General features: G+C 54.2%; 20 protein-coding genes. 4 read left to right on the top strand and 16 right to left on the bottom strand.

The features are described 5' to 3' along the window. The first annotated feature begins 303 nt into the window (after window positions 1–303). Window positions 304–1,287, top strand: coding sequence for an LLM class flavin-dependent oxidoreductase (locus ACN082_RS10195; protein WP_419100749.1), 984 nt, complete (start codon window positions 304–306; stop codon window positions 1,285–1,287). On the opposite strand, the gene ACN082_RS10190 is transcribed toward ACN082_RS10195, so the two are convergent. From ACN082_RS10190 to ACN082_RS10170, 5 genes are all read right to left on the bottom strand, one after another. Further along, complete coding sequence (locus tag ACN082_RS10190) at window positions 1,284–2,000, bottom strand: response regulator transcription factor (RefSeq protein ID WP_419100748.1); 717 nt, start codon at window positions 1,998–2,000, stop codon at window positions 1,284–1,286. The two genes, ACN082_RS10195 and ACN082_RS10190, sit on opposite strands and share 4 nt — an antisense overlap. A 113-nt stretch (window positions 2,001–2,113) precedes the next feature. After that, window positions 2,114–3,475, bottom strand: a complete 1,362-nt coding sequence (locus ACN082_RS10185) for a histidine kinase (protein WP_419100747.1) — start codon at window positions 3,473–3,475, stop codon at window positions 2,114–2,116. 67 nt (window positions 3,476–3,542) lie between these two features. Next, on the bottom strand, window positions 3,543–4,127 hold the full coding sequence (locus ACN082_RS10180) for a DUF421 domain-containing protein (protein WP_419100746.1): 585 nt from the start codon (window positions 4,125–4,127) through the stop codon (window positions 3,543–3,545). Window positions 4,128–4,472: 345 nt separating this feature from the next. Beyond that, a complete protein-coding gene (locus ACN082_RS10175; protein WP_419100745.1) occupies window positions 4,473–5,816 on the bottom strand; it encodes an MFS transporter in 1,344 nt (447 codons plus the stop codon). 146 nt (window positions 5,817–5,962) lie between these two features. Further along, window positions 5,963–9,865 (bottom strand): replicative DNA helicase, encoded by a 3,903-nt coding sequence (locus ACN082_RS10170; protein ID WP_419100744.1) that lies wholly within the window; start codon window positions 9,863–9,865, stop codon window positions 5,963–5,965. A gap of 215 nt (window positions 9,866–10,080) precedes the next feature. Here ACN082_RS10170 and ACN082_RS10165 point away from each other — a divergent pair, with 215 nt between their 5' ends. Next, the gene (locus tag ACN082_RS10165) at window positions 10,081–11,049 is read left to right on the top strand and encodes a siderophore-interacting protein (RefSeq protein WP_419100743.1); all 969 of its coding nucleotides are present in this window, start codon (window positions 10,081–10,083) and stop codon (window positions 11,047–11,049) included. Window positions 11,050–11,068: 19 nt separating this feature from the next. Here ACN082_RS10165 and ACN082_RS10160 read toward each other — a convergent pair whose 3' ends face one another. The 10 genes from ACN082_RS10160 to ACN082_RS10115 form a co-directional block, all read right to left on the bottom strand. Further along, window positions 11,069–12,235, bottom strand: coding sequence for a glycerate kinase (locus tag ACN082_RS10160; protein WP_419100742.1), 1,167 nt, complete (start codon window positions 12,233–12,235; stop codon window positions 11,069–11,071). Window positions 12,236–12,807: 572 nt separating this feature from the next. Further along, window positions 12,808–13,113 carry a hypothetical protein gene (locus tag ACN082_RS10155; RefSeq protein WP_419100741.1) on the bottom strand — a complete coding sequence of 102 codons (306 nt, stop codon included), beginning with the start codon at window positions 13,111–13,113 and terminating at the stop codon, window positions 12,808–12,810. Between the two features lie 190 nt (window positions 13,114–13,303). Next, on the bottom strand, window positions 13,304–13,753 hold the full coding sequence (gene rplI, locus ACN082_RS10150; RefSeq protein WP_419100740.1) for a 50S ribosomal protein L9: 450 nt from the start codon (window positions 13,751–13,753) through the stop codon (window positions 13,304–13,306). A gap of 22 nt (window positions 13,754–13,775) precedes the next feature. Beyond that, a complete protein-coding gene (gene rpsR, locus ACN082_RS10145) occupies window positions 13,776–14,012 on the bottom strand; it encodes a 30S ribosomal protein S18 (RefSeq protein WP_004005948.1) in 237 nt (78 codons plus the stop codon). A 131-nt stretch (window positions 14,013–14,143) separates the two neighbouring features. Beyond that, window positions 14,144–14,725, bottom strand: coding sequence for a single-stranded DNA-binding protein (locus tag ACN082_RS10140; protein WP_419100739.1), 582 nt, complete (start codon window positions 14,723–14,725; stop codon window positions 14,144–14,146). A gap of 117 nt (window positions 14,726–14,842) precedes the next feature. Next, window positions 14,843–15,148 carry a 30S ribosomal protein S6 gene (gene rpsF, locus ACN082_RS10135; protein WP_419100738.1) on the bottom strand — a complete coding sequence of 102 codons (306 nt, stop codon included), beginning with the start codon at window positions 15,146–15,148 and terminating at the stop codon, window positions 14,843–14,845. Window positions 15,149–15,369: 221 nt separating this feature from the next. Next, window positions 15,370–15,732, bottom strand: coding sequence for a TM2 domain-containing protein (locus ACN082_RS10130; RefSeq protein WP_419100737.1), 363 nt, complete (start codon window positions 15,730–15,732; stop codon window positions 15,370–15,372). 21 nt (window positions 15,733–15,753) lie between these two features. Continuing rightward, complete coding sequence (locus ACN082_RS10125) at window positions 15,754–17,025, bottom strand: hypothetical protein (RefSeq protein ID WP_419100736.1); 1,272 nt, start codon at window positions 17,023–17,025, stop codon at window positions 15,754–15,756. Between the two features lie 182 nt (window positions 17,026–17,207). Further along, entirely contained in the window at window positions 17,208–18,095 is an 888-nt protein-coding gene (locus ACN082_RS10120; RefSeq protein WP_419100735.1) for a hypothetical protein, read from the bottom strand. Window positions 18,096–18,097: 2 nt separating this feature from the next. After that, window positions 18,098–19,084 (bottom strand): ABC transporter ATP-binding protein, encoded by a 987-nt coding sequence (locus ACN082_RS10115; protein ID WP_419100734.1) that lies wholly within the window; start codon window positions 19,082–19,084, stop codon window positions 18,098–18,100. 233 nt (window positions 19,085–19,317) lie between these two features. Here ACN082_RS10115 and ACN082_RS10110 point away from each other — a divergent pair, with 233 nt between their 5' ends. Continuing rightward, window positions 19,318–19,770: a hypothetical protein gene (locus ACN082_RS10110; protein WP_419100733.1), complete on the top strand. Its 453-nt coding sequence runs from the start codon at window positions 19,318–19,320 to the stop codon at window positions 19,768–19,770. A 97-nt stretch (window positions 19,771–19,867) separates the two neighbouring features. Here the strand turns inward: ACN082_RS10110 and ACN082_RS10105 are convergent, their stop codons facing one another. Next, window positions 19,868–21,295 carry a CCA tRNA nucleotidyltransferase gene (locus tag ACN082_RS10105; protein WP_419100732.1) on the bottom strand — a complete coding sequence of 476 codons (1,428 nt, stop codon included), beginning with the start codon at window positions 21,293–21,295 and terminating at the stop codon, window positions 19,868–19,870. A gap of 91 nt (window positions 21,296–21,386) precedes the next feature. On the opposite strand from ACN082_RS10105, the gene ACN082_RS10100 reads away from it, so the two are divergent. After that, the gene (locus ACN082_RS10100) at window positions 21,387–21,890 is read left to right on the top strand and encodes an NUDIX hydrolase (protein ID WP_419100731.1); all 504 of its coding nucleotides are present in this window, start codon (window positions 21,387–21,389) and stop codon (window positions 21,888–21,890) included. Window positions 21,891–21,913 lie beyond the last annotated feature (23 nt).

Genomic DNA, 21,913 nt, shown 5'->3' with positions numbered 1-21,913 from the left:
ATCGAAAAAGAGGAGAGGACGGGCTCAAAGGGGCCAAAAAGGGGCTTTTCCCCACCCCCAGCCTCTCTCTGCAATGATGTTTCACCTAGTCAAAAGCTATCTGTGAGGCAGGTCTATGGTATATATCTATGACCTAGTCCACCAAAATTTCCTACCGCTCTCCCCGTTTTGCCCCCCAACGGCCCTCAGCTTTACTCATTACCTGGATATTCAACTCCCACTATCGGCACGGTAGGGAATACAAGCAAACCTCCGCACGTTGTAGGACCTAGACAAGAGCATCACCCTGAGCAAGGAAAACCAATGCCAGCACTCTCATTACTTGACTTCGCGCTCATCTTCCCTGGGGAAGGCCCCTCAAATAGCTTCAAAAGGTCTGTGGCCCTAGCCCAGCAGGCAGAAAAACTAGGCTACGACCGCATCTGGTACGCAGAACACCACAATATGAAGCGCATCGCTTCATCTGCTCCCGCAGTTCTTATTGCCCATGTTGGCGCCCACACCCAGAAAATTAGGCTGGGCGCGGGCGGGGTAATGCTCCCCAACCACTCCCCGCTCACCGTTGCCGAACAGTTCGGCACGCTGGCAGAAATGTACCCCGACCGCATAGACCTGGGTCTGGGACGCGCACCCGGAACCGATATGCGCACCCTCCGTGCGCTAGGCCGCGACCCACGAGATGCCGAACGGTTCCCCCAGGATGTCCAAGAACTCCAGGGCTACCTCACCGGTAAGACACTGGTCCCAGAAGTACATGCAACCCCTGGCGCAGGTACCAATGTTCCCCTCTACATCCTGGGGTCCTCACTCTTCGGTGCCTCTCTAGCGGGCTCTTTAGGTCTGCCCTACGCCTTTGCCTCACACTTTGCACCCACCCAGCTTGAACAGGCCATCAAGGTCTACCGCGATCGCTTCGCTCCCTCAGAGCAGCTCCAGGAGCCCTACGTTATTGCCGCAGCTAACGTCATTGCAGCGGACAGTATGCAAGAAGCCAAAGCCCAGCAGGTTATCGCCCACCGCCAGCGCGTCAAATCAATGATGCGCCTCGATGACCGCGATATGACCGATGAAGAACTCGACCTGCTCGTAGAATCAAGCCAGGGCCAGCAGATTCTGGATATGCTCCGCTACACCGCACTTGGCACAGCACCCGACATCAAGGACTACCTCACCCGCTTTGCCAATATGGTCCAGGCCGATGAAATTATGATCTCTAACCTCTCCCCCAGCACCGAGCAAGCCCACCGGGGCCTAGAGATACTGGCAGAAGCGATGATTAAGGCCTAAATGTCTAAGAAAGCGAGGACGGCCCGGACCCGCCGATTACCGGTATCAGCGGGAAGGTCAAGCTTGTCAAAAATGTTACCCACATGCTTAGCAACGGTAGCTGCCGAAATATAAAGGTCCTGCTCAATCTCTGCGTTGGAGTAACCCCGAGCCATGAGCCTCAGAATCTCTAACTCCCTGGGGGACAGGCGAGCCAGCTTCCCATCAGTCCTGGCAGGCACAGATGCAGAAGCTGCCAGCACCCCGCCGCTTTCTGGTGATACCGGTGGAGTTCCCGCACCCAAAAGGTGTTGCACCACATCGGGATCAATGACGGTGCCCCCGTTGGTCACGGTGGTGAGCGTCTGAGCGAACTCCTCAATATCACCCACCCGATCTTTGAGAACATAACCAAGCCCAGCCGCCGAACGCGCAAAAAGTTCCCGCGCATAGGCTGTCGTGATGTACTGCGATAACACCACAATTGGCAAACCAGGGTAAGCCTCACGAAGTTCTAAGGCAGCTTTCAACCCATCGGACGTGTGGGTAGGGGGCATACGCACGTCGGTAATCACGATATCGACCCCCTCCTCACCGGTCTGTGCCGCATGGACGGCGGCCAGCAAAGACGGAGCGTCCTCAACCTCTGCAATAACGGTATGACCCATAGCGCCCAGAACCATCGCCAGCCCCTGACGGAGCAGAGCAGAATCTTCGGCAAGGATAATACGCATGAGCGGCCTTTCAACGGTGTCTCATTCCCAGGGTACAGACCCCGGCTACTTTCTACTGCCCAAGAACCGGCAGGTAAATAATCTACCCACCGGTTCTTTGCTCAATCAGGACCCTAGGCCAGCGGCAAACTGACCGTCAGCCGGGTAGGCCCACCCTGCGGCGAATCAAGCTGAGCATGTCCGCCCAGAGCCGCTGCCCGTTCTACCAGACCAGCCAGGCCGGTGCCACCATCCAGGTTAGCTCCTCCTATGCCGTCATCTTCTAGACTGAGCACAAGCAGGTTCTCAACCACCGCAACCGTTATCGAGATACGCTGTGCCTGTGCGTACTTGAGAGTGTTCGTGACAGCCTCGGTCACCGTGTAGTAGGCGGCCCGCTCAATCTGCTGGGGTAGACGCTCCGGAGCGTCGTAGGTCAGGTGAACCGGAATGAGGGTGTGGTGGGCCAGCTCTTCCAGGGCCGCTTTCAACCCGTAGTCCTCAAGCACCGGTGGGTAGATTCCCCGCACCGTATCGCGCAAGGTGTTCTGAGCGTGGGCAAGCTGAGCTCGGGCTTCGATGACGTGCTCAAACAGCCTGCTAGCCCGCTCGTCCTGGATGCTATCGGCAAGGCCCTTAGCCTCCATCTCCGCCAGACCCAGACGCAGGTTAAGATTCACCAGCTCCTGCTGAACACCATCGTGTAGGTTCCGTTCAATCCGGCGGCGCTCACTTTCAAAAGCGTCAACGATCTTGGTGCGGGAAGCTGCAAGCTGGGCAAGCTGTTTTTGTTGCTCCTCGGGGCGAGGGGAAAGAATCAGTTTGGAGAGGCTGGCACCGGCCGCCGCTAAAAGACCGTTCAGGTAAGCAAAAATGACAAGACCGATAACCATAGCAATGGGGAAAACCCACCATAGCTCAGGAGCTATCTCAGTAAATGGCCCACTCAGTTGTTCTCCTCCGTTAGTTGCCTGTAAACGCTGGAAATCCTGTTCAGAGTACAGACCAAAAATCTGGCCCCAGTCAATATACAAACGGTTGCCGATACCTGTGTAGTAGGTCAGGCTAACGCACACTGCAAGGAAACCAAGCTCTACAAAGAGGAAGAACCACCCAGCAATGAGGCCCCACACAGTGGTCAGGGCAAGCGAGCCAACCTCACGCCAGGTCGCTACCTCTTTTAGGCGGAAAAGTAAACCGTCAAAGAAGTTCTCACCGGGATAGCTCACATGGCCGTCTCGAATCTGGCCGTATCCGCTGACCTTCAAACGCCACCGCTCATAGAGACCAAACCCAATAGCTGCAAAAGGTAGAAGCACAATCCCAATCAGGGAAGCAGTGAGAGTAAAGACCACACCAGAGATAACGCTCTGAGCCAGCAGAGTAGCCAAAGCAAGCCAAGGGCCTGCGGAAAACACGTAAAAAGGGCTAGCCATACGCCGCCACAGGCTCCTGACGGATGGTTCCTTGCGCTGAGTATGAGAAATGTTTGTCATACTTCTATTCTTGATGAACAGACAGCACTAAACAGTGGAGCAGACTCTACTCTTGATTCCAGCCCACTCACTCTGTGGTAGAGCCAGCTCTACCGGTGAGAACCTTTTCAGCGCCGATAACACCGCGTAGCAGCTTAGGGTCAATATCCTCACCTTCACGTACGATACTGAGGTGACCGGTCACCTCTAAAATGACGCACTGAACCTGATCAAACTGAGAAATACCAGCTTTACGCAGGGCTGCATAAATCTCTGCCGGCGCCAAATGCGAGCGCTTGAGGTTGCGCACCACAAACTTACCGTGGGCCATGATGACGCGTGGCTTATGGTTGAGGTGGCGGATACCGGTCACCGACTGCACTGCCCCAAAGATAATCTCTAAGAGCATGAGCGTTCCAAGGCCCACCATGCCCGAAGCAAGAGTGGGAGGGTGACCAATGATGACACGACCAGCAACAGCACCAAACATAATGATGATGACCGCATCAAAGCCGTTCCAACCATTAAGAACCCGCACCCCAAAGATGCGGACAAGCACCAAAAAGGTTAAGTAGATACCCACTGCGGATAACATCACGATAGGAATACGCCAAAGCTCAATCCCCAGATACTCATGTAAGGCGGGACCCCAGCCCTGCGGTGGTTCCAACAAGAGAGGACTCCTCCTTTTCGTCTAGCTGGCCTAACGGTAAGTGAGATGGTTATGTCTTTATGCAATAGATCCAGGCACAACAATCACCACTGCCCAAGACTCTTATGCCCTACTCAACGAAAGCTTCAGCCTAGGCAGCCCGCCACAAGAATAAGAGTATTGGTTCCGAAGTAAGTCACATACATTCTCTAACATCTTCTCAGTTTTGGAGTGAACTCGCACCAAGCACAACTGGCCGGTGACCCAGAGCTAAAGATGCCCCTTGCGAATCTTCTGGTGCTACCGTACAGCTGGCTTTCGCTCAAAAGACCGGTCGCCCCAAAACCTACACCCACTTTCCTATAACTACCTGAGGTCAACAGTCCTTCTAAGCGGAACCAGTAGTAGGGGGGCAACTGCGCCTAAGGCAATAAACAACCAACCTATTTCAGCCTCAGCCCCGGATATAACAAGCTTTGACACTACAGATGCCAGCACAGCAGCGCAGACAGTCGATGCAATTGACTCACTCAGTACAGAGGCAGTGGCAAGCTCAGCGTCCTTAAGACCATCAGCACGGGGAGGCTTCTCAAATAAAGCATTCATGACATCCAGATAGATAAGCCCTATGCCTAGGCCTGTCATACCAGAACAGCAGGTCAGCATGAGAGCCGCTCCGGTTGGGAGAACCACTAAAAGGTAGCCAATACCAATCAAGCCGGCTGAAAGACAGGCAATACCGAGACTCCCCCGCCAGATAAAATACCTACCAGTTGCAGGTTTAGCGCCGGTGAACATGCCTACAACAGCCCATGCCAGCCCTGAGGACATCAAAGTAGCAGAGATCAGAGAAACCGAATCATCAAACCGCTCCGATATGGCCACAGCAATAATGGAATCTGCACCCAAGTAGATACCTGTCAGCAAGAACTTGAGGAGAACAGCGGAAGGACGGCCCCTTCTGGCAGAAAAAACACCCGCTGGTAGCAAGAGACGTGCAAAAAATAAGGCACCAGCAACACCGCAGGGAAGAGCCAACCAGATACTGTGCTGGGATCCATTAGAGAGCGAAATAGTAAGGACAGAGGTAAAGAGGGCAAGGGAAAGAAGGAGCGTTCTCCCCGCAGACTCGCCCCTGTGCTCCACAACTTGAGAATGTTCACGGAGGCTCACAGCAACCAGCGTTCGCGCCAGCAGAAGCAGCGGCAGGTAAAGAACAAGGGCCCAACGCCAACTGAGAAGCTCGGATATCAAGGCAGCATACAGGGGGCCAACAAGAGAAGAAATTACCCACATGGCAGAGTAACCAGCCAGCACCATCTGGCGCCACCGCGCTTCAAGATGCCTTACGATAGCGGCCAGCGACACTGCCCCTAACAAGCCAGCAGCTAGACCTGAAAAGATACGCCCAGTAGCAAAAACCCAGATATTGGGGGCAAGGGCGCTAGTAACCCCACCAATTACGGTAACCCAGGTGCCGGCAAGAAGTAAGGATGACGCCTTCCAGCGCCCAAGCGCCAGCGGTGCAAGTGGAATAGTCACAAATGAGGCAGCCAATGATGTGGTCGTAATCAGGCCAAAATATTGTTGAGCTTTAAGCTCTGCACCAATTTCGGGAGTCACAAGCGAGAGAACATAAATCTGAATCCCAGCGATCAGCTCAATCAGTAGTAAAGAAACCGATAAGAGCACCGTTCTAGACCGATGCATTGCTTCCCCTCCCTGATTTTGCCCCATGATCGCCTCACCCAATACCGGATCGGTCAAGCCGTCTGGAGACTGAAGTTGACCAGGGATTCTATCTCTAGCCACCAGCCGCCGGCTACCTTATGTATGGGATGCAGTTAGTCTAGCCCCTAAAAGGTTTCAGTACCGGTGTAGGAATCGTGCACCATGTTGGCAAAGCGCGAATAGTGGCCCTGGAAGGCAACCGCAATGGTCTTAGTGGGGCCGTTACGGTGCTTAGCCACAATGACGTCGGCTTCGCCAGCACGAGTGGACTCCTTATCGTAGTAGTCCTCACGGTGAAGCAGAATGACCATATCCGCGTCCTGCTCAATCGAGTTGTGAACGGTAATGCCGTTAGCAACAAAGTTGTGATTCCCCAGGACAGTAGCGTCAAAGACCTCTTCTTCGCCGTCGTATTCAATCCCGGTCACGGTATCCCAGAACAGGTCATTAACCGCCAGCATCTCTAAATCTGCGGCATCAAGGACCGTAGCAACCTTCTCCAGGCGCGAGACAGACGGCGCACTCTTGTCATAGGAGGAGCCGCAGTACTGTGAGCCCATAGCGGCCTGGAACTCACGGTGGCTCATGCCTTCCTCCGACAGAATCTTTCTCACATCATCCCAAACCTGGACGGGTGCTGTATCACCATTCGTATTGGAAGAGGATCCCCCATCGGTCAGAGCAGCAAGCAGCAAGGCACAGTTCTTAGCCCGCTCCCCGTAGGAAGAGATTTCACGTAAAAACCTCAGCTGTTCATCACGCCCAGAAATGTCCAGGCTGTACCCCTGGCGATATTCGCCCTTGATAGTGCTAGCGCGAACCCGCGAGCTAATGCCAAACCGCAGAAGAAGAAGCGATAGCTGATCCACAAGAGCACGAGAGGTCGAACCGTAGTAGATACGGCCCGCCCGGCCATTCTTATTGAGAGTTACCGAGCCATCAGTAGCCCAAAGATGCTTGATAAACAGAGCAATCTGACGTTTGGGCAGAGCAAAGACCTGCTCCGGGATAAATTTCTCCCAAGAACGCTTATCAAAGAGCCCCAGTTCATCGAGCCACGCAGCCAAGGGATTGCCTTTACCGTGGGTCAGTTTCTCCGGTGACGGTAGACGCAAAGAAGTACAGCGAGCCGCCGGGTGAGTATCACGAACACCGGTAATTCCGAACTGCTTACGGGCTGACTCAGCCACCGCATCAAGGTTTTCCGGATCGATAGAGGCGTAGCGGATAGGCTGGTGGGCAAGCGCTGAACCATCACCAATCATGTGAGCTAGCAGAATAACCTGCTCATCGGTCCACCGGGTACGAACAGACGGGCCGTTAACGTGCCGGGGTACGCCGAGCCGGTCACCTACGGATAGTTCTCCCAGCCCCTTCCAGCCGGTGTAGGTGAAGAAGGGGTGGTTGGCAGTAGCGCGGAGAGTCTTACCGGATGCAAGAGTTAGACGGTATACAGGCTTCACCCCGGTTGAGAAAACGTGGGTGAGGTGACGCTCCACAAAGCGCATATCGTCACCCAAAGACCAGACAGGGATATCCCGAGCTCCCTGCGCGAAAAGCTCAGCCATGGTTACCTCGGCACCTGTATCTGACCGTAGGATGCGAGTATCTGCCGTCAAACAACCCGACTCACGAAGGTCAGAGACCTGGGGCTTCTTGTCGGGGCGCTGCTCAGAACCACGGTTAAGCTGCGATAGGGCAATCAGGGGAACTTCAAGCTCCTTAGCCATCAGCTTGAGGGCACGCGAGAACTCTGAAACCTCTTGCTGGCGAGATTCCACTTTCTTACCGGAACTCATGAGCTGGAGGTAGTCCAGAACAATCAGTTTGAGGTCGTTCTTCTGCTTGAGACGGCGGGCCTTAGCGCGGATCTCCATAAGGGTCATGTTCGGTGAATCATCAATGAAGAGCGGCGCGGAGTCCATCTTGCCCATAGCCGTTGCAATCTTGGCCCACTGGTCATCGTCCAGTCGGCCCTTACGCAGGTCTGACAGGTTGATACCGGCCTCAGCCGACAGGATCTTCATGGCAATTTCGTTACGCCCCATTTCTAGGGAGAAGAAAACCGTGGTCATCTTGTGCTTAATAGCCGCCGAACGAGCTATATCCAAAGCGAACGTAGAGTTATGTGTCGGCACAAAAGCAGATGATGCCAGGAAAAGGTGGTCGCTGTTATCAACCTCAATGCAACGCACCGGAACAGATTCAACAGGCTCAACAGACACAATGTAACGCGAAGTACGCTTAGCCGTAGGACGGGCATCCCGTTCGCGGTGCATCTGGTTCTTGCGGGACAAGCCAAAAACGGTATCTGAGGTAGAGAAGGTCAGCTTGTACGCGGTTGAACTTTCTGGGGTACGAGCAGCCACTTTCTTGGTCCGCAGGCCGGTGCGGTAGCCCAAAGAATGGACGAGTTCCTGCACATCAAGAGCAAGCTGTCTGTTGGTGACAACAAACTGAACACATCCCGCGTTGGTCACTGTCCCATCGCTGTCCAAAAGGCCCGCCAGGAGAGCCCTGCGCTGCAACTCCGATGCGCGAAGGTACGACATAGGAATGTGCTTATTATTCAAAACACCCAGAGTACGCAAACGCCCCTGCACACTCGCCCGAGAACGGTGGCAGCTCAAGCATCGCAAACCGGCAGTACACGGCCTCCCACAGTCAATGCAGGTCGCACGAGACTGTGGAGTAGCAATGAGATTTTTACGCTTACCCCCGCAGGTACGGGAGCATGTGGTGACGTTTCGGTCAGTGTGGGTGAATTCCTTCCCACAGACCTGGCAGTGTTTCGTAAACTCCCGGTTTTCTTGTGGGAGATGAACTGAATAGGTAAGGCCCTGAACCTGGCGGATGTCGTACCCATCAGCTTCAATTCCCTGGAGAACCTCATCATCTGCTGTGGTGATGCGAGCAGAAGCGGCGGCGCCGTCACCCAGCCATACCCCAAGAGTGTATGGGGCAATAGGAAGATCAGCGTCGGGCAGCTGAAGTGCACTGGCATTGGAAATGCAATGGTTAGCGCGGTTATCAGCGGTAGCGCAGCGCACCGTCTCATGAATCTCAGCGGTAGTGCGTACCTTAGCACCTGCCAGCTGCGGCTCATCTACCGCAGGTCCCCCTGCCCCTACCTTGATGCGAGCGCGACGAGAAGCCCGTGTGTGGGTAAGCCACTGGTGCTCAGCATCGGCAATAATGCGGGTTCCGTCGTCAAAGGTCACGGTATAGCAGGGACGGCCGGTCATAACTTCGGTTGCATTGATGACCTTGGTGGGGCGGCCGTCTGCACCGAGAACAAGATCACCGACCCGAATATCACCCATGGTAGTCCAACCTTCCGGGGTGGGAATCGGGGTGTCAAGCGCGAGAGCTTTACCCATAGCAGGGCGGGCCGCCACCACAACCATTTGACCAGGTTGCAAACCAGCAGTAAGTTCATCAAACTCGATGAAGCCGGTGGGAACACCGTGGATACCGCCAGCACGTGAACCGTTAGCTTCGATTTCTTCAACGGTGCTGTTCATGGCTTCGGACAGCGGGACGTAGTCTTCCCTGGTGTTATTAGCCGATACACCATAGATTTCGGCCTGGGCAGCGTTCACCAGGTCTTCCGCTTCACCATCGCCGGAGTAGCCCAGTTGAACAATCTTTGTCCCCGCCTCGACCAGGCGGCGGAGCATAGCCCGTTCTGCCACAATTTCGGCGTAGAAACCGGCGTTAGCCGCTGTGGGCACACTGGCAATAAGGCTGTGCAGGTAGGCTGCCCCACCTACCCTGTTGAGTTCGCCGCGCTTGGTGAGCTCATCGGCTACGGTAATCGCGTCTGCCGGTTCGCCGTGCCCGTAAAGGTTGATAATCGCTTCGTAAATCATCTCGTGGGCAGGCTTGTAGAAGTCTGCGCCGCCACCGATGACCTCAACAACGTCGGCAATAGCGTCCTTGGACAGCATCATGCCTCCCAGAACTGACTGTTCTGCGGTGTCGTCGTGCGGCGGTGTGCGAACAAATTCAGACTGACTCTCAGACAAAGTTGCCCCTTCGGATCAAAAGATGGTGAGCTTCTATCATCTCACTTTAGGGTAGGTGTGTCCTACCCTCTTCGCTCTGAGGCTAGAGTGGCGAGGGCGGTATGTGGAAACATAGTTCACCCCGTGTGATGCAGACAACCGTACAGGAGTAGCATGGTACATGGGACCAGACAGGTCTGAGAGGCCGCTGTATCGCGCACCTGAAAGGACTACACGTGGGCAAGAAGAACAAAGGCAAAGAGAATGATGCCAAAGACCTCATCAAGGAACTTAGGCACCTTAGAAAGAGCCACAAGAAACTTCTCAAACGGGTGCAAAAGCTAGAAGAGTCCTTGGCCGCTTACATAGCTTCAGCCGCCCCCACTCCAGAGGTGCCGACTGAGGCAGAATCAACCGACTCGCAAAATACGAGTAAGCCAGCACAGAGCGCCTACCCTGCACCCATGAAGTCCGGCAAGTACAAGAACGGCTACGCCCCTTACAAGGTCACTGAGGTAGGCAAACTCACCCCCACCGTTATGCGCCTAGTAGCTGAACCTGCCGGTCAAGCCCGCGCTGAGTCACAGGGCCTGGTGGGTGAGTATATTCGACTTGTGACCGGTAAACAGGGTGAAGCGCTCCCCGAACCTGATCAGGCCAAAAACAAGGTGCGGTGGAACCAGCCCACCAAGAGCACTAAGTACACGGTTCGCTCCTATAAGGAAGAAACCGGGGCGCTTGAAATCAATATCGTTCTCCATGAATCAGGAGCAGGCACTACCTGGGCGCAGGAGGCAGCGGTGGGGGACCTCATCCACCTTCTGGGCCCAAAGTCCGGCTACGAGATTAGTGACGACTACGATTTCTACCTGCTTGCAGGGGACGAAACCGGACTACCCGGCATGGCTCGGTGGATCGAGTCCATGCCCTACGATGCCCGGGGTGTAGCTTTTATCCAGGTAGCAGGCCCGGATTCACACCAGCAGATTGATGCACCCGAAAACTTTGAGCTGGTTTGGGTCGACTCCACCCTGCCCGGGGCGCTAGCTGATGCCGTTCAGTCTTACCCCCTGCCCCAGGGCGCTATCTTTACCTGGCTTGCAGGAGAGTCGGGTTCTATCCAGCCACTCAGAGCATGGGTACGGCGGGAGCTAGGGGTTCCCAAGGGCCACGGGTATTCAAAAGGCTACTGGAAAAAGAAGTAAAACAACCCAGTAAAATCGTTTATTGACCGGCTTTGATTTCCTCTGGGGGTTCAAGGTAATTACGCGCTATCAGCGCACCTAGCTCCTGCACATAGGGAGCCGGGTCAGCTAGCGACTCTGCCAGCCTTGCCTGGGTATCGGCTGTTACCGAGTAAACAGCGGTGAAACCTGCCCCCTGATATTGTTCTTGACGCAGTTCATTGATACCGCACACCGCAATGGCAGGGATACCCTTTTGGTGCGCCGCGTCAGCAACGCCAGCAGGCCCTTTCCCCTGGAGGGTCTGCTCATCAAATTTGCCTTCCCCGGTGACAACAAGATCTGCGCAAGCAAGCGCATCGTAGAAGCCCGTGAACTCACAGCAGATATCCACGCCGGGGCTCACACTTGCACCAAGAACAGACATGCAGGCAAAGCCCAACCCACCAGCCGCCCCGGCCCCGGGTGCGTGCGCGAATGTTCCACGTGAAACATTAAGTGATTCTTCAACGAGGACAGCTAGCTTTTCAAGGTTTTGGTCCAGTAAGGGGACTTGCTCCGGGGTGGCTCCCTTCTGTGGCCCATAGACTGCCGCCGCACCATGAGGGCCAACAAGGGGATTGGTAACGTCACTGGCAACAATGATGTTGAGGTCCTGCAAGCGGGCATCTAGCCCGGAGATATCCACGCCTGCTAGTTCCGCTAAGGCACCGCCGCCGGGAGCAAGTTCCCTACCTAGCCGGTCGCAGAAACTTACACCGAGCGCCTGAAGCATACCCGCTCCCCCATCAGTAGTAGCAGAGCCACCCAGGCCAACAATAGCTACCTGTGCCCCGTTCTCTACCGCATGTAGCAGCAGCTCTCCCACGCCGTAGGAGGTAGCATGCCAGGTATCAAGCTGTTCAGAAGTCAATGAAGCCATACCGCAAGCCTGAGCGACCTCAAGGACGGCGGTATATTCAGCTTCAGAGTAGGCGTAGCGGGCAGTAACTTTCTGACCAGAGAAGGGGCCGGTCACTTGGCACTGCACTTCGGTGTAACCTGCGGCCAGAGCGGCATCGACAGTGCCATCACCACCATCAGCAATAGGGCAATGCACCACGGAATAGTGAGGTGCTACACTCTGTATCCCCGCAGCCAGCGCTTCGCAGAGCCGCGAACCGCTCAGGGTTCCTTTGAATTTATCAACCGCCAGTAAAACTTTCATGGGTCTATTATGTGCAGATTAAGACGCATTCGATAAGCCACAGAACTCTACACGCCCTTGAGGTACACGGCCTATTATATTTTGCATAATGTTAAGCTATTAAAGCTGTGGTGCGGGTTCCTGCGACCCGGCACCACCATTACACACATTTACACATCGATCAAAGACCCATGCAAAATACACACTTTCTTTCTTGAGGTCCAGAAGAACCGGCCACCTTGCGGCTGTTCTTCCCTTGAACCTGTACTACCAGTATGCTCCAGCGGCCTGAGCGCGATATAGATTGTTTCTGTGGGCGGACTGAGAATATCTGTTCCTCTCTTGCCTCCAGAGCACCGTCGGGTGCAGGGAAGACCGCAGATAGGCACAAAAAGTGGCGAGGCCCCCATACTGGTCTCGCCACTCTCCGATGAAAGACAGGTTCAGCATTACCTGACTTTGAAGCACACACACATTCGCTTCTTATAGCCTTTCAAGCTAATACCTCTATATAACCTCACTAGGCTTATGGTGGGTTTTAAGTTACCTGGGAACAAGCTGGGTATTTATGTTTTTTACTGCAAAACTTCTTCTTAGGCAAAAGAACCAATAATAAAGAACCACAGAACAGGGTTAGCAAGGACCGAAACCACCATCACTGCGATAAAGCCACCGGTGTGCCGCGAAAAGCGGATCAGTCCCACCAGGGCAAGGATAAAAGCTAGGGCTGCAGCTAGAACAGAAAGAACCATAAAACCTAGCAGGGTAGCTAAAACCGTTGAGGGGGGTCCAATGTTGACCGCAAACGCCAACACAAGGGATATCAGTGAAATTACCTCAGTTACGACAGCGGCAATAAAGGTCTGGGTACTCTGAGGGCGCGGGGTAGGTTTAGCCATACCCTCTAGCATGCCAAACCAACCTGGAAAACCCGAATACTACGGACCCACTACACACGCCAGTTTCACCACATTAGCCACAGCTACCCCACAGTGCGCCACAGTCTCAGACCATGCGAAAGCCCCGTTCTCTCCTGACGGGAGAAAACGGGGCTTTTAGGTTGGCCGTAACGGGTAATAAACGAGTTTATTACTCGGCTACAACATCCAGCTCAACGTTGGCTACAACGTCTTCGTGCAGACGCACGGAAACAGTGTAAACGCCGGTGCGCTTGATAGCGGAACCGAGGTTAATAGCGCGCTTGTCGATTGAACCTGCACCGGCAGCTTCAATAGCTTCAGCTACGTGCTCAGCCTTGACGGTGCCGAAGAGACGGCCGTCAGCGCCAGCCTTGTGAGCGACAACAACGGGCTTTGCCGACAGAGCAGCCGCAGTTGCCTTAGCTTCTTCGAGGTTAGCCTTGGCGCGAGCTACACGAGCTGCACGGATTGACTCAACCTGCTTTTCGCCGCCTACAGTCCAGGTGACTGCAAAGCCACGGGGAAGCAGGTAGTTACGAGCGTAGCCGTCCTTAACGGTAACGACGTCGCCAGCAGCACCGAGACCGGTGACTTCCTGAGTAAGAATGATCTTAGCCATGTTCTTCTACTCTCCTATCGATTTAGCGGCCAGCGCCTGAGTAGGGCAGCAGTGCAACTTCGCGGGCGTTCTTGATTGCCTGAGCAATCTTGCGCTGTTCCTGAACGGTTACGCCAGTAACGCGACGGGCACGAATCTTGCCGCGATCGGAGATGAACTTACGCAGAAGTGCAACGTCCTTGTAGTCGATTACGGTAACGTCTGCAGCCTTCAACGGGTTCTGCTTGGGTTTGGGCTTACGGATTTCAGCCTTAGCCATCGTGGTGCTCCTTTTTCTCTTGGGAGCCCGCGGCTCTCACCGCGGGATGGATGAATATTTGGTCTTGTTCACAGAAGGACACTTGGTGTGCACCCTCCTCTGCATATGGCAGGTAAGTGCCTGCCAGCACCTTAGAAGGGAGGCTCGTCGTCGGCTCCACTACCCCAGTCATAGTTACCGCCGGACTGCTGGCCCCAAGGGTCAGCGGCTGGAGCCGGTGCCTGCTGGGGAGCTGCCTGAGGAGGAACTGCGGGGCTTGCCTGCGGGGCAGGGGTGCCGTAGCCGCCCTGGTTGGCATTGTTGTAGCCGCCACCAAAGCCCTGGTCGCCACCAAAGTTGCCACCTGAGCGCTGGTTACGGGATACGTTAGCGGATGCAAAACGGAGTGAGGGACCGATTTCTTCGATCTCTAGCTCCATTGAAGTGCGACGCTCGCCTTCTTTGGTTTCATACGAGCGGGACTTTAGACGGCCCTGCGCAATAACGCGCATACCCTTTTTGAGGGTTTCAGCGACGTTCTCCGCAGCTTCACGCCATACGCTGGCACGCAGGAAGAGGGTCTCGCCTTCTTTCCACTCGCCTGATGCGCGGTCAAAGTTGCGGGGGGTTGACGCGATCGTGAAGTTAGCTACCGCTGCCCCGTTGGGGGTGAAGCGAAGCTCAGGATCGCCTGTCAGGTTACCGATTACGGTAATGACGGTGTCGCCAGCCATGTGATGCCTCCGGTCGTAGTTATAAGAGTAAGTATTTGAAGTTTTGCACGGGGGTCTGACATTTTAGAAGCCCCTCGCGGGAGGTTAACCTAGTTTTCCTCGCCCCGTTTCAAACATTTACTTGGAGGAGATCTGCTGATCTTCCGGGCGGATGATCTTGGTGCGCATGACGGACTCGTTCAGGTTCAGAACGCGGTCCAGTTCAGCAGCAGTCTCGGGGGTTGAGGTGAAGTTAACAACGGCGTAGATGCCTTCGCTCTTCTTCTGGATTTCGTAAGCGAGCTTACGTCGGCCCCAGATGTCCATCTTCTCGATGGTGCCGTTGTCCTTGGTGACAACTTCGAGGAACTTGGTGAGGGTGGGCTCTACAGCCTTGTCCTCGACCTCGGGGTTGAGGATAACCATCAGTTCGTATGCACGCATGATTAAACCCCTCCTTTGGGCTAAGCGGCTATGGGATTTCCATAGCAGGAGATTACGTACTGTCTGCCCGGGCTCAGGTGTTGGCTGGCACCAGCACAGACTCCACCCACTTTACAGGAGTAGGGAGGGTTTAGGCAGGGTTTTGAGGTTTTAAAGAGTGTTGCCCGCAGCACTGTAGGTGAGCTGTTTCTCAGGGCACCTAAGCTCCCACTCCCAGTGGCTTAGCTCCTGTAGGTGGCCCGGCTCTTCATCAGGGCATTGAGGTAGCCTACGCGCACAGGTATGGTGAAGAGATCCCACAGCATGACAATGGCCAAGGGGGCATAAGATATCCAGCCAACAAAAGGAATACCTGCTGTCAGGGCCGCCGCAATGGCATTCCCTACAAGGTAGAAAATCCCCATAAAGGGCTGGCGGAGGTAAAACTTATGGGCACCTAGCCACCACAGGAAGATAAAGAGCAGGTAGGCCACGAGAGTCGATTTGGCCTGGACAATATAAACAGGCTGGCCCTGGGCGTATGAATAGGGGTGCCCAGGGTTATTGATGTAGGTGGGGCTGTAATGCTGAGGTTGTTCAGACATGCTTTCCTGCTTCGAGTCCGCCTAAGAAGTAGCGGCAAATTGTTGGAGAGTCGGTTGGGAGAGAACGTCATCAGAAACAGATTCTTGTAGCTCTTCCCTACTTGTTTTTTTATCTCCCAGACCGACGCTAATATCGGCGTGGTTTCCATCTGAGACTACCTCAGCGTCAATAGTGAATGTGATGATTTCTCGCTGGGCTTTACCGTCTGCTAGGTAGGTCAAATCCATGACAGCCTGTTCATGCTCAGAGGCATGCCACAGGCTAGGTTTGGCGGTATCTTGAACCAGGTAAAACGCAGGTCGAGAGACGAGCTTCCACTGCACATCACTGATAGTTACAGTTGAGTCATTCCCATAGATAGCGGAGGTGGGACACCCCACGACATCGAGCCTTCGTGAACTCTCACAGCGACTCAGCCAGGAATCAATGAGTTCATCTGTCTCTCTCCACATGCGGGGGGACGGGCGGACCTCCAAGTTTAGGGGGGATATTTCGTTACTCCCGTCGGGCAGGGGGCTAGTCACAGTGCGCTCTACCGGGGAAAGTACATAATAGGACGTTGAAGGTAACGAGACGGTGTACGCACCGGGCAAGAGAGGAACCAGCCAAGAATAGCCCCCGTCAACCCTAAGACGGCGTGTCTTAGGCAGGCTCAGAGAGTGGCCGTTGACTGTAATTTCTGAAAGATCCACAGGGGTGGTTAACTGCAGATAATTCTGTGCTGAGGTCGCTAGTTTCCAGGTGTCATTGAAGGGGCCGCTTCTGGGCTCCAGTACAAATGGCAGTACAAAATCGTGTTCTTGCCCGTTGGCAAGGGCCCGCACAGTGACTTCAGCATGGTCATCCGGCTCAGGGGCGGAACTCAAAATGGTATAGCTTTCCACCCGTCCTTGAGCGGAGCTGTAGATAGTGTTGGTGAGATAGGTGTATGTGAAGCTTCTGTAGGCTTCCTCGTCCAGACCGTCGATATAATCGCCACGCTGAAGCGCCTGTATATACTGTTCAGCGGCTTCTTCTGGACTATGCGGCAGGGAATAGTAGTTACCCACCGACGCAATTACCAGGGCAAGCACCGACACGAACAGGGCTGTTAGGGTCAAACGAATCTTGATGCTACGGGCATCTCTGCGGGTCAGAATACCCGCTGCCCGTTCAGAGAACTCACCTACCTGGCCAGAGAACCGACCCACTTTTTGCACCGAAGCGGAAAAATTTTCACGAAGCTGCTCCCCGTGAGCGTGCAAGACAGAGCGAGCACTTCTCTGCTCTTCATTTTTGTCACGCTCAACCATGCCACCATTGTATGCCGGAGCGCTGGTGTATCTTTGCCTCCGCGATCAATCATTTCAAGATAGAAGAAACATATTTATTCAAGCCACAGGAGTAAGTCGCAAACTAATGGGCGCTGGAGCTCTGCTTATCAGAACTCCACCGCCCACCGGTATGTGTAAGCTACACCTTCCAGGGATAAAAATTATCCACGGGTATCCGAAAAACGGAACCGAAGGTAGCCGAGCAAGGCCGGGATAAAGGCCCAGAGCGCAAACCAGGAGCCAGCCTCCAGGTAGCCCATATCCGCATCAGCTCGCAGATCATAGGTCAAAATTACTCGCCCCAGAGAAGAGGGCAGGTAATTCATCGCATCAGCTACCCATTCCACTTGACCCGAAAAAATGGCCGCAATGATGGGAAGGATGAAGAAAACCACAACGACCATGACAATGCCCGCAGCATTGTTCCGGAAGAGGGTGCCAAAGCCGTACCCCATCCAGGCCATCAACATGAAGTAGATACCGGCAGCTACCCAGTTAAGCATCAGCCCGTTGTTGAACTCTAGGGTATCTTTCACAGAGCTATCAAGAACTGCGTAGCCAACCCAGTAGCCGATGCCCGTAACGACTACACCGAGTACGAAGGAGTAGACAGACAGGACGATAAGTTTTGCCAGGTAGTAACCTGTTCTCCGGGGCACAGCGGTCAAGGCCGCCTGAATTGACCGAGTGGAATATTCAGAACCGATAAAGACTGCCGCAAGAGAAGCAACCAGCATATTGGCAAGGTCAATACCGGAAGAACCCATCGCATATGCCAAATTAGTAATACTTTCGATCCCGGCGTTGGTCTGTTCCATTTGTTCAGACATCTTTGCCAGACTCTCAGCGTCTCGAGCCATTGAGTTAAGGATCGTGGCGTATAGCGGTGCCATTCCAATCATGACCAGAGCGGTCACTAGCGTTATCACCCAGTTGGTAACTAAAGACCGGAACTTGAGCGATTCCGAGCGAATCACGCCCCAAAAGGTGAGTTTTTTACCGGCGAATTGAGAAGGGCTCACCGGAGCCGCAAGAGATGTGTTCGCCATGATTATTTCTTCTCCCCTGTCTCGTTGCTGCTAGTTCCCCAAGGCGTATCCGGAATGTTCTCTGCTTGCACCTGGGCCAATTCAAAGGTGCTTGAGTTGTATTCCACATCATCACGGGTCATATTCATGTAGACCTGCTCCAGCGTGGCAACCTGTGGGGTGAGCTCATGCAGTAACACACCACGGTCACGCGCAAGCTCAGCAAGGTGACGAGAAGCTACCTGCTCCACCATCAGACCGTCCGTGTCAATAGCACTAAAAGCATAGCCAGCTTCTTGGAGGGCACCGGCAAAAGCCTCTCTGCTATCGGTGCGAACCAGCACTTTATTCTGATCACCAATGGTGAGGAACTCTTCCATCGAGCAGTTAGCCAGCATGCGGCCACGCCCAATCACAATAAGGTCATCGGCCGTTTGAGACATCTCACTCATGAGATGGGAAGAAATCAGGACAGCTCGCCCTTCACTGGCTAGGTGCCGGGCCAGGTTACGCACCCAGATGACGCCTTCCGGGTCAAGACCATTGACGGGCTCATCCAGGATGATATTTTCAGGGTCGCCCAGCAGAGCGGCGGCAATACCCATGCGTTGGCCCATACCCAGAGAGAAGCCCTTAACCTTCTTCTTGGCTACGGCACTCAGGCCAGTCATTTCGATGACCTCATCAACACGAGTCTTGGGAATACCGTGGGTCAGAGCCAGCGAGCGCAGATGGGCCAGCCCACTTCGACCGGGGTGCATGGCTTTGGCATCGAGTAGGGCACCAAGGCTAGAGAGCGGGCTAGGTAGGGAACGGTAGGGTGAGCCATCTACTAGAGCTTTCCCTTGGGTGGGCTTTTCGAGGCCGACCAGCATGCGCATGGTGGTTGATTTGCCGGCACCGTTGGGGCCCAAAAAGCCGGTAACTTTGCCGTTGGGGACGGTGAAACTTAGGTCATTGACGGCTGTCTTAGAGCCGTAGCGTTTGGTGAGGTTTTTGACCTCTAGCATGGGTGTCCTCTGCAATAGGGGGATTCTTCTTCTCTGAACCTTACAGGGTTTTGGACATACTGATATCCATCCAAAGGATGAATCCTGGAGAATATTTTGGTGGTGGAAGGTGAGAAACGGACAGAGACACCGACAGTGAACAAATTATCCACCAGCTACCTGAACAGGCGCTGTGGGAAGATTCTTGGGAAGGGCCGCTTTGGGATCAAGACGCGAGCACAAGCCGTATTCAGATGCTCCCCTCACAAGAGTTTGAAGATGCCCTGTGCCTTGCTCATGCAGTCAGCAGCCTGCTAGCTCATCCACCTCACCCTAACCAGCTTCTACCCCAGCAACTAGTTGGTGTAGATAGCCAGATAGCACCAAGCTGGCATTATCTTCAAGCCAATCAGCACATCACGATTTTCCTGCCCCTTGTGGCCCAGCCACCCCAGCAGACCTATCTGTCAGTATGGTTGCCCGGTGCCATGGTGGAAAGCTTTGCCCTCTACCGAAACGAGGAGGGAAAATTCTTCATTGTTGCCCACGAGAAGCTCACTCCAGAGAGCACTTTTATTTCTCTTCAGGAGCTCAGCAAACGCCAAACTATCGCTGATATTTTTGGTCACCCCTTGGATCTATCTTTGCTCTGTCAAAACCTGCCCACCATTTTTGCAGATATAGGGCAGGGTTCTACAGGTCGATGATCTCCTAGCTACTATCTATTCAATAGTTCCAAGGCTCAAGCCAATATTTCCAAGGCACAAACTCTAGGGAAAATCGATTAACCCTATCTTTCGGGCTCTAACTTACTTGCCCTATCCCCTGTTCAGCTGCCCATGCCCGCAGACGCCAAGTAGCTTCTTCTTCACCCAAGGCACCTTCATCCAAGCGCATATTCAGCAAGAACTTATAGGCCTGCCCCACCAGCGGGCCGGGCTTAATGCCTAAAATTGCCATGATCTGCTCGCCGTCCAGGTCCGGGCGCAGAGAGTTCAGCTCTTCCTGCTCGGCAAGTTCAGTGATGCGGCGTTCTAGGTCATCATAGGCCGAGGAGATGCGGTGAGCCTTGCGCCTGTTGCGGGTAGTGACATCGGCACGAGTCAAGCGGTGCAGACGTTCCAGCAGTTCTCCCGCATCGCGCACGTAGCGCCGCACAGCAGAGTCTGACCAACCAGCATCGCCGTATCCGTAGAAACGCATATGAAGCTCTACCAGCCGAGCAACAGCCTTGATAGTGTCGTTATCAAACCGCAGTTCCCGCATCCGCTTCTTAGTCAGCTTGGCACCCACTACATCGTGGTGCAAAAAGCTCACAGAGCCGTTCTCTTCAAACTTACGGGTAGCGGGCTTACCGATATCGTGCATGAGAGCAGCAAAACGCAGAATAAAGTCAGGGCCGGGTACCGCACCATCATTATCCGTTTCCTGTGAAGCGGCCTGTTCCATAACGGTTAAGGAATGTTGGTAGACATCCTTATGCCGGTGGTGCTCATCAACTTCTAGCTTAAGGGCCGGGATCTCTGGTAAGACATAGGAAGCCAGGCCTGATTCCACCAGCAAGTCAACACCGCGGCGGGGCGCTGTCCCGCAAATAAGCTTGACCAGTTCATCACGTACGCGCTCAGCGGAGATAATAGTGATTCGCTCGGACATATCGGTCATGGCTTCAAAAACCTCAGGAGCAAGGTCAATATCCAGCCGGGAAGCAAACCGGGCGGCACGCATCATACGGAGCGGGTCATCGGAGAAAGAATCCTGAGGGGTGCCAGGTGTTCGAATGATCCCAGCTTCTAAGTCTCGCTGACCGCCAAAAGGATCAACAAGCTCCAAAGACGGCAGGCGCAGGGCCATTGAGTTAATCGTGAAGTCACGCCGGAGGAGGTCATCTACAAGGTCAGTTCCGAAAGCCACGACCGGTTTACGGGAATCAGAATCGTATTTCTCAGCGCGGTAGGTGGTGATTTCGACCATCTCATTGCCCTTACGGATTCCGATGGTCCCGTATTCCTTGCCGATTTCCCAGGTGGCGTCTGCCCACCCTTTGACTACTTCTAAGGTCTGGTCCGGAGTGGCGTTGGTGGTGAAGTCCAGGTCTACCGATGTTTCCCCTAGAAAAAGGTCACGAACGGGCCCTCCCACCAGGGAGAGCTCAAATCCTGCGCGGTTAAACAGCTCGCCCGCCTCAAGGGCCACAGGGTGAATCAAAGAGGTATCAAATACATGCGCCATAACCCTTCAATCGTGCCAGCAAAATGCACAAGTTACCACTCACACCTACCTTTTTAAAACATCGTCCCCGCATATCGGTTAAGGTAGAGACATGACTTTTCCTATTCCACGGGCACCCAAGAGGCGGACTTTTACGCCCCTCGTTGCCATGCCCACGGTCGAGGAGGTCTCCGCAGGCGGTGTGATTGTCGACTTTAACGACCGAAATCTGCCTGTAGCCATCATCGCCCGAGTCAATCGCGGTGGCCGTCTCGAATGGTGCCTACCCAAGGGTCACCCCGAAGGTGATGAATCTAAGGTTCGCGCTGCTGCCCGTGAGATTGAGGAAGAAACTGGCATCTGTGGGGAAGTCATTACTTCTTTGGGTAGCATCGATTACTGGTTCAACGTCTCGGGGAATCGAGTCCATAAGACCGTCCACCACTTTCTGTTCTCCGCAACCGGGGGTGAATTGACTACTGAGAATGATCCCGATCATGAGGCGGTAGATGTCGCCTGGGTAAATATTGATGATTTGGGGCGCAAGCTCTCTTTCCCCAACGAGCGGCGTATCGCTGAAATCGCTCGCGAATACATCATTCACCAGCTTTCCTAGCTCCTGATTAGATAAGGATTCCC

Origin of the sequence: Rothia sp. CCM 9417 (genome assembly GCF_048513575.1) — a bacterium.
Classification (GTDB): Bacteria; Actinomycetota; Actinomycetes; order Actinomycetales; family Micrococcaceae; genus Rothia.
Note: the sequence above shows the minus strand (reverse complement) of the source record. Positions and strands in the feature narration are given on the sequence as shown.

Excerpts from the sequence above, each read along its gene's own strand:
- ACN082_RS10195 (WP_419100749.1), top strand. The coding sequence starts at position 304 with ATGCCAGCACTCTCATTACTTGACTTCGCGCTCATCTTCCCTGGGGAA.
- ACN082_RS10190 (WP_419100748.1), bottom strand. The coding sequence starts at position 2,000 with ATGCGTATTATCCTTGCCGAAGATTCTGCTCTGCTCCGTCAGGGGCTG.
- ACN082_RS10185 (WP_419100747.1), bottom strand. The coding sequence starts at position 3,475 with ATGACAAACATTTCTCATACTCAGCGCAAGGAACCATCCGTCAGGAGC.
- ACN082_RS10175 (WP_419100745.1), bottom strand. The coding sequence starts at position 5,816 with ATGCATCGGTCTAGAACGGTGCTCTTATCGGTTTCTTTACTACTGATT.
- ACN082_RS10160 (WP_419100742.1), bottom strand. The coding sequence starts at position 12,235 with ATGAAAGTTTTACTGGCGGTTGATAAATTCAAAGGAACCCTGAGCGGT.
- ACN082_RS10155 (WP_419100741.1), bottom strand. The coding sequence starts at position 13,113 with ATGGCTAAACCTACCCCGCGCCCTCAGAGTACCCAGACCTTTATTGCC.
- rplI (WP_419100740.1), bottom strand. The coding sequence starts at position 13,753 with ATGGCTAAGATCATTCTTACTCAGGAAGTCACCGGTCTCGGTGCTGCT.
- rpsR (WP_004005948.1), bottom strand. The coding sequence starts at position 14,012 with ATGGCTAAGGCTGAAATCCGTAAGCCCAAACCCAAGCAGAACCCGTTG.
- ACN082_RS10140 (WP_419100739.1), bottom strand. The coding sequence starts at position 14,725 with ATGGCTGGCGACACCGTCATTACCGTAATCGGTAACCTGACAGGCGAT.
- rpsF (WP_419100738.1), bottom strand. The coding sequence starts at position 15,148 with ATGCGTGCATACGAACTGATGGTTATCCTCAACCCCGAGGTCGAGGAC.
- ACN082_RS10130 (WP_419100737.1), bottom strand. The coding sequence starts at position 15,732 with ATGTCTGAACAACCTCAGCATTACAGCCCCACCTACATCAATAACCCT.
- ACN082_RS10125 (WP_419100736.1), bottom strand. The coding sequence starts at position 17,025 with ATGGTTGAGCGTGACAAAAATGAAGAGCAGAGAAGTGCTCGCTCTGTC.
- ACN082_RS10120 (WP_419100735.1), bottom strand. The coding sequence starts at position 18,095 with ATGGCGAACACATCTCTTGCGGCTCCGGTGAGCCCTTCTCAATTCGCC.
- ACN082_RS10115 (WP_419100734.1), bottom strand. The coding sequence starts at position 19,084 with ATGCTAGAGGTCAAAAACCTCACCAAACGCTACGGCTCTAAGACAGCC.
- ACN082_RS10110 (WP_419100733.1), top strand. The coding sequence starts at position 19,318 with ATGCTCCCCTCACAAGAGTTTGAAGATGCCCTGTGCCTTGCTCATGCA.
- ACN082_RS10105 (WP_419100732.1), bottom strand. The coding sequence starts at position 21,295 with ATGGCGCATGTATTTGATACCTCTTTGATTCACCCTGTGGCCCTTGAG.
- ACN082_RS10100 (WP_419100731.1), top strand. The coding sequence starts at position 21,387 with ATGACTTTTCCTATTCCACGGGCACCCAAGAGGCGGACTTTTACGCCC.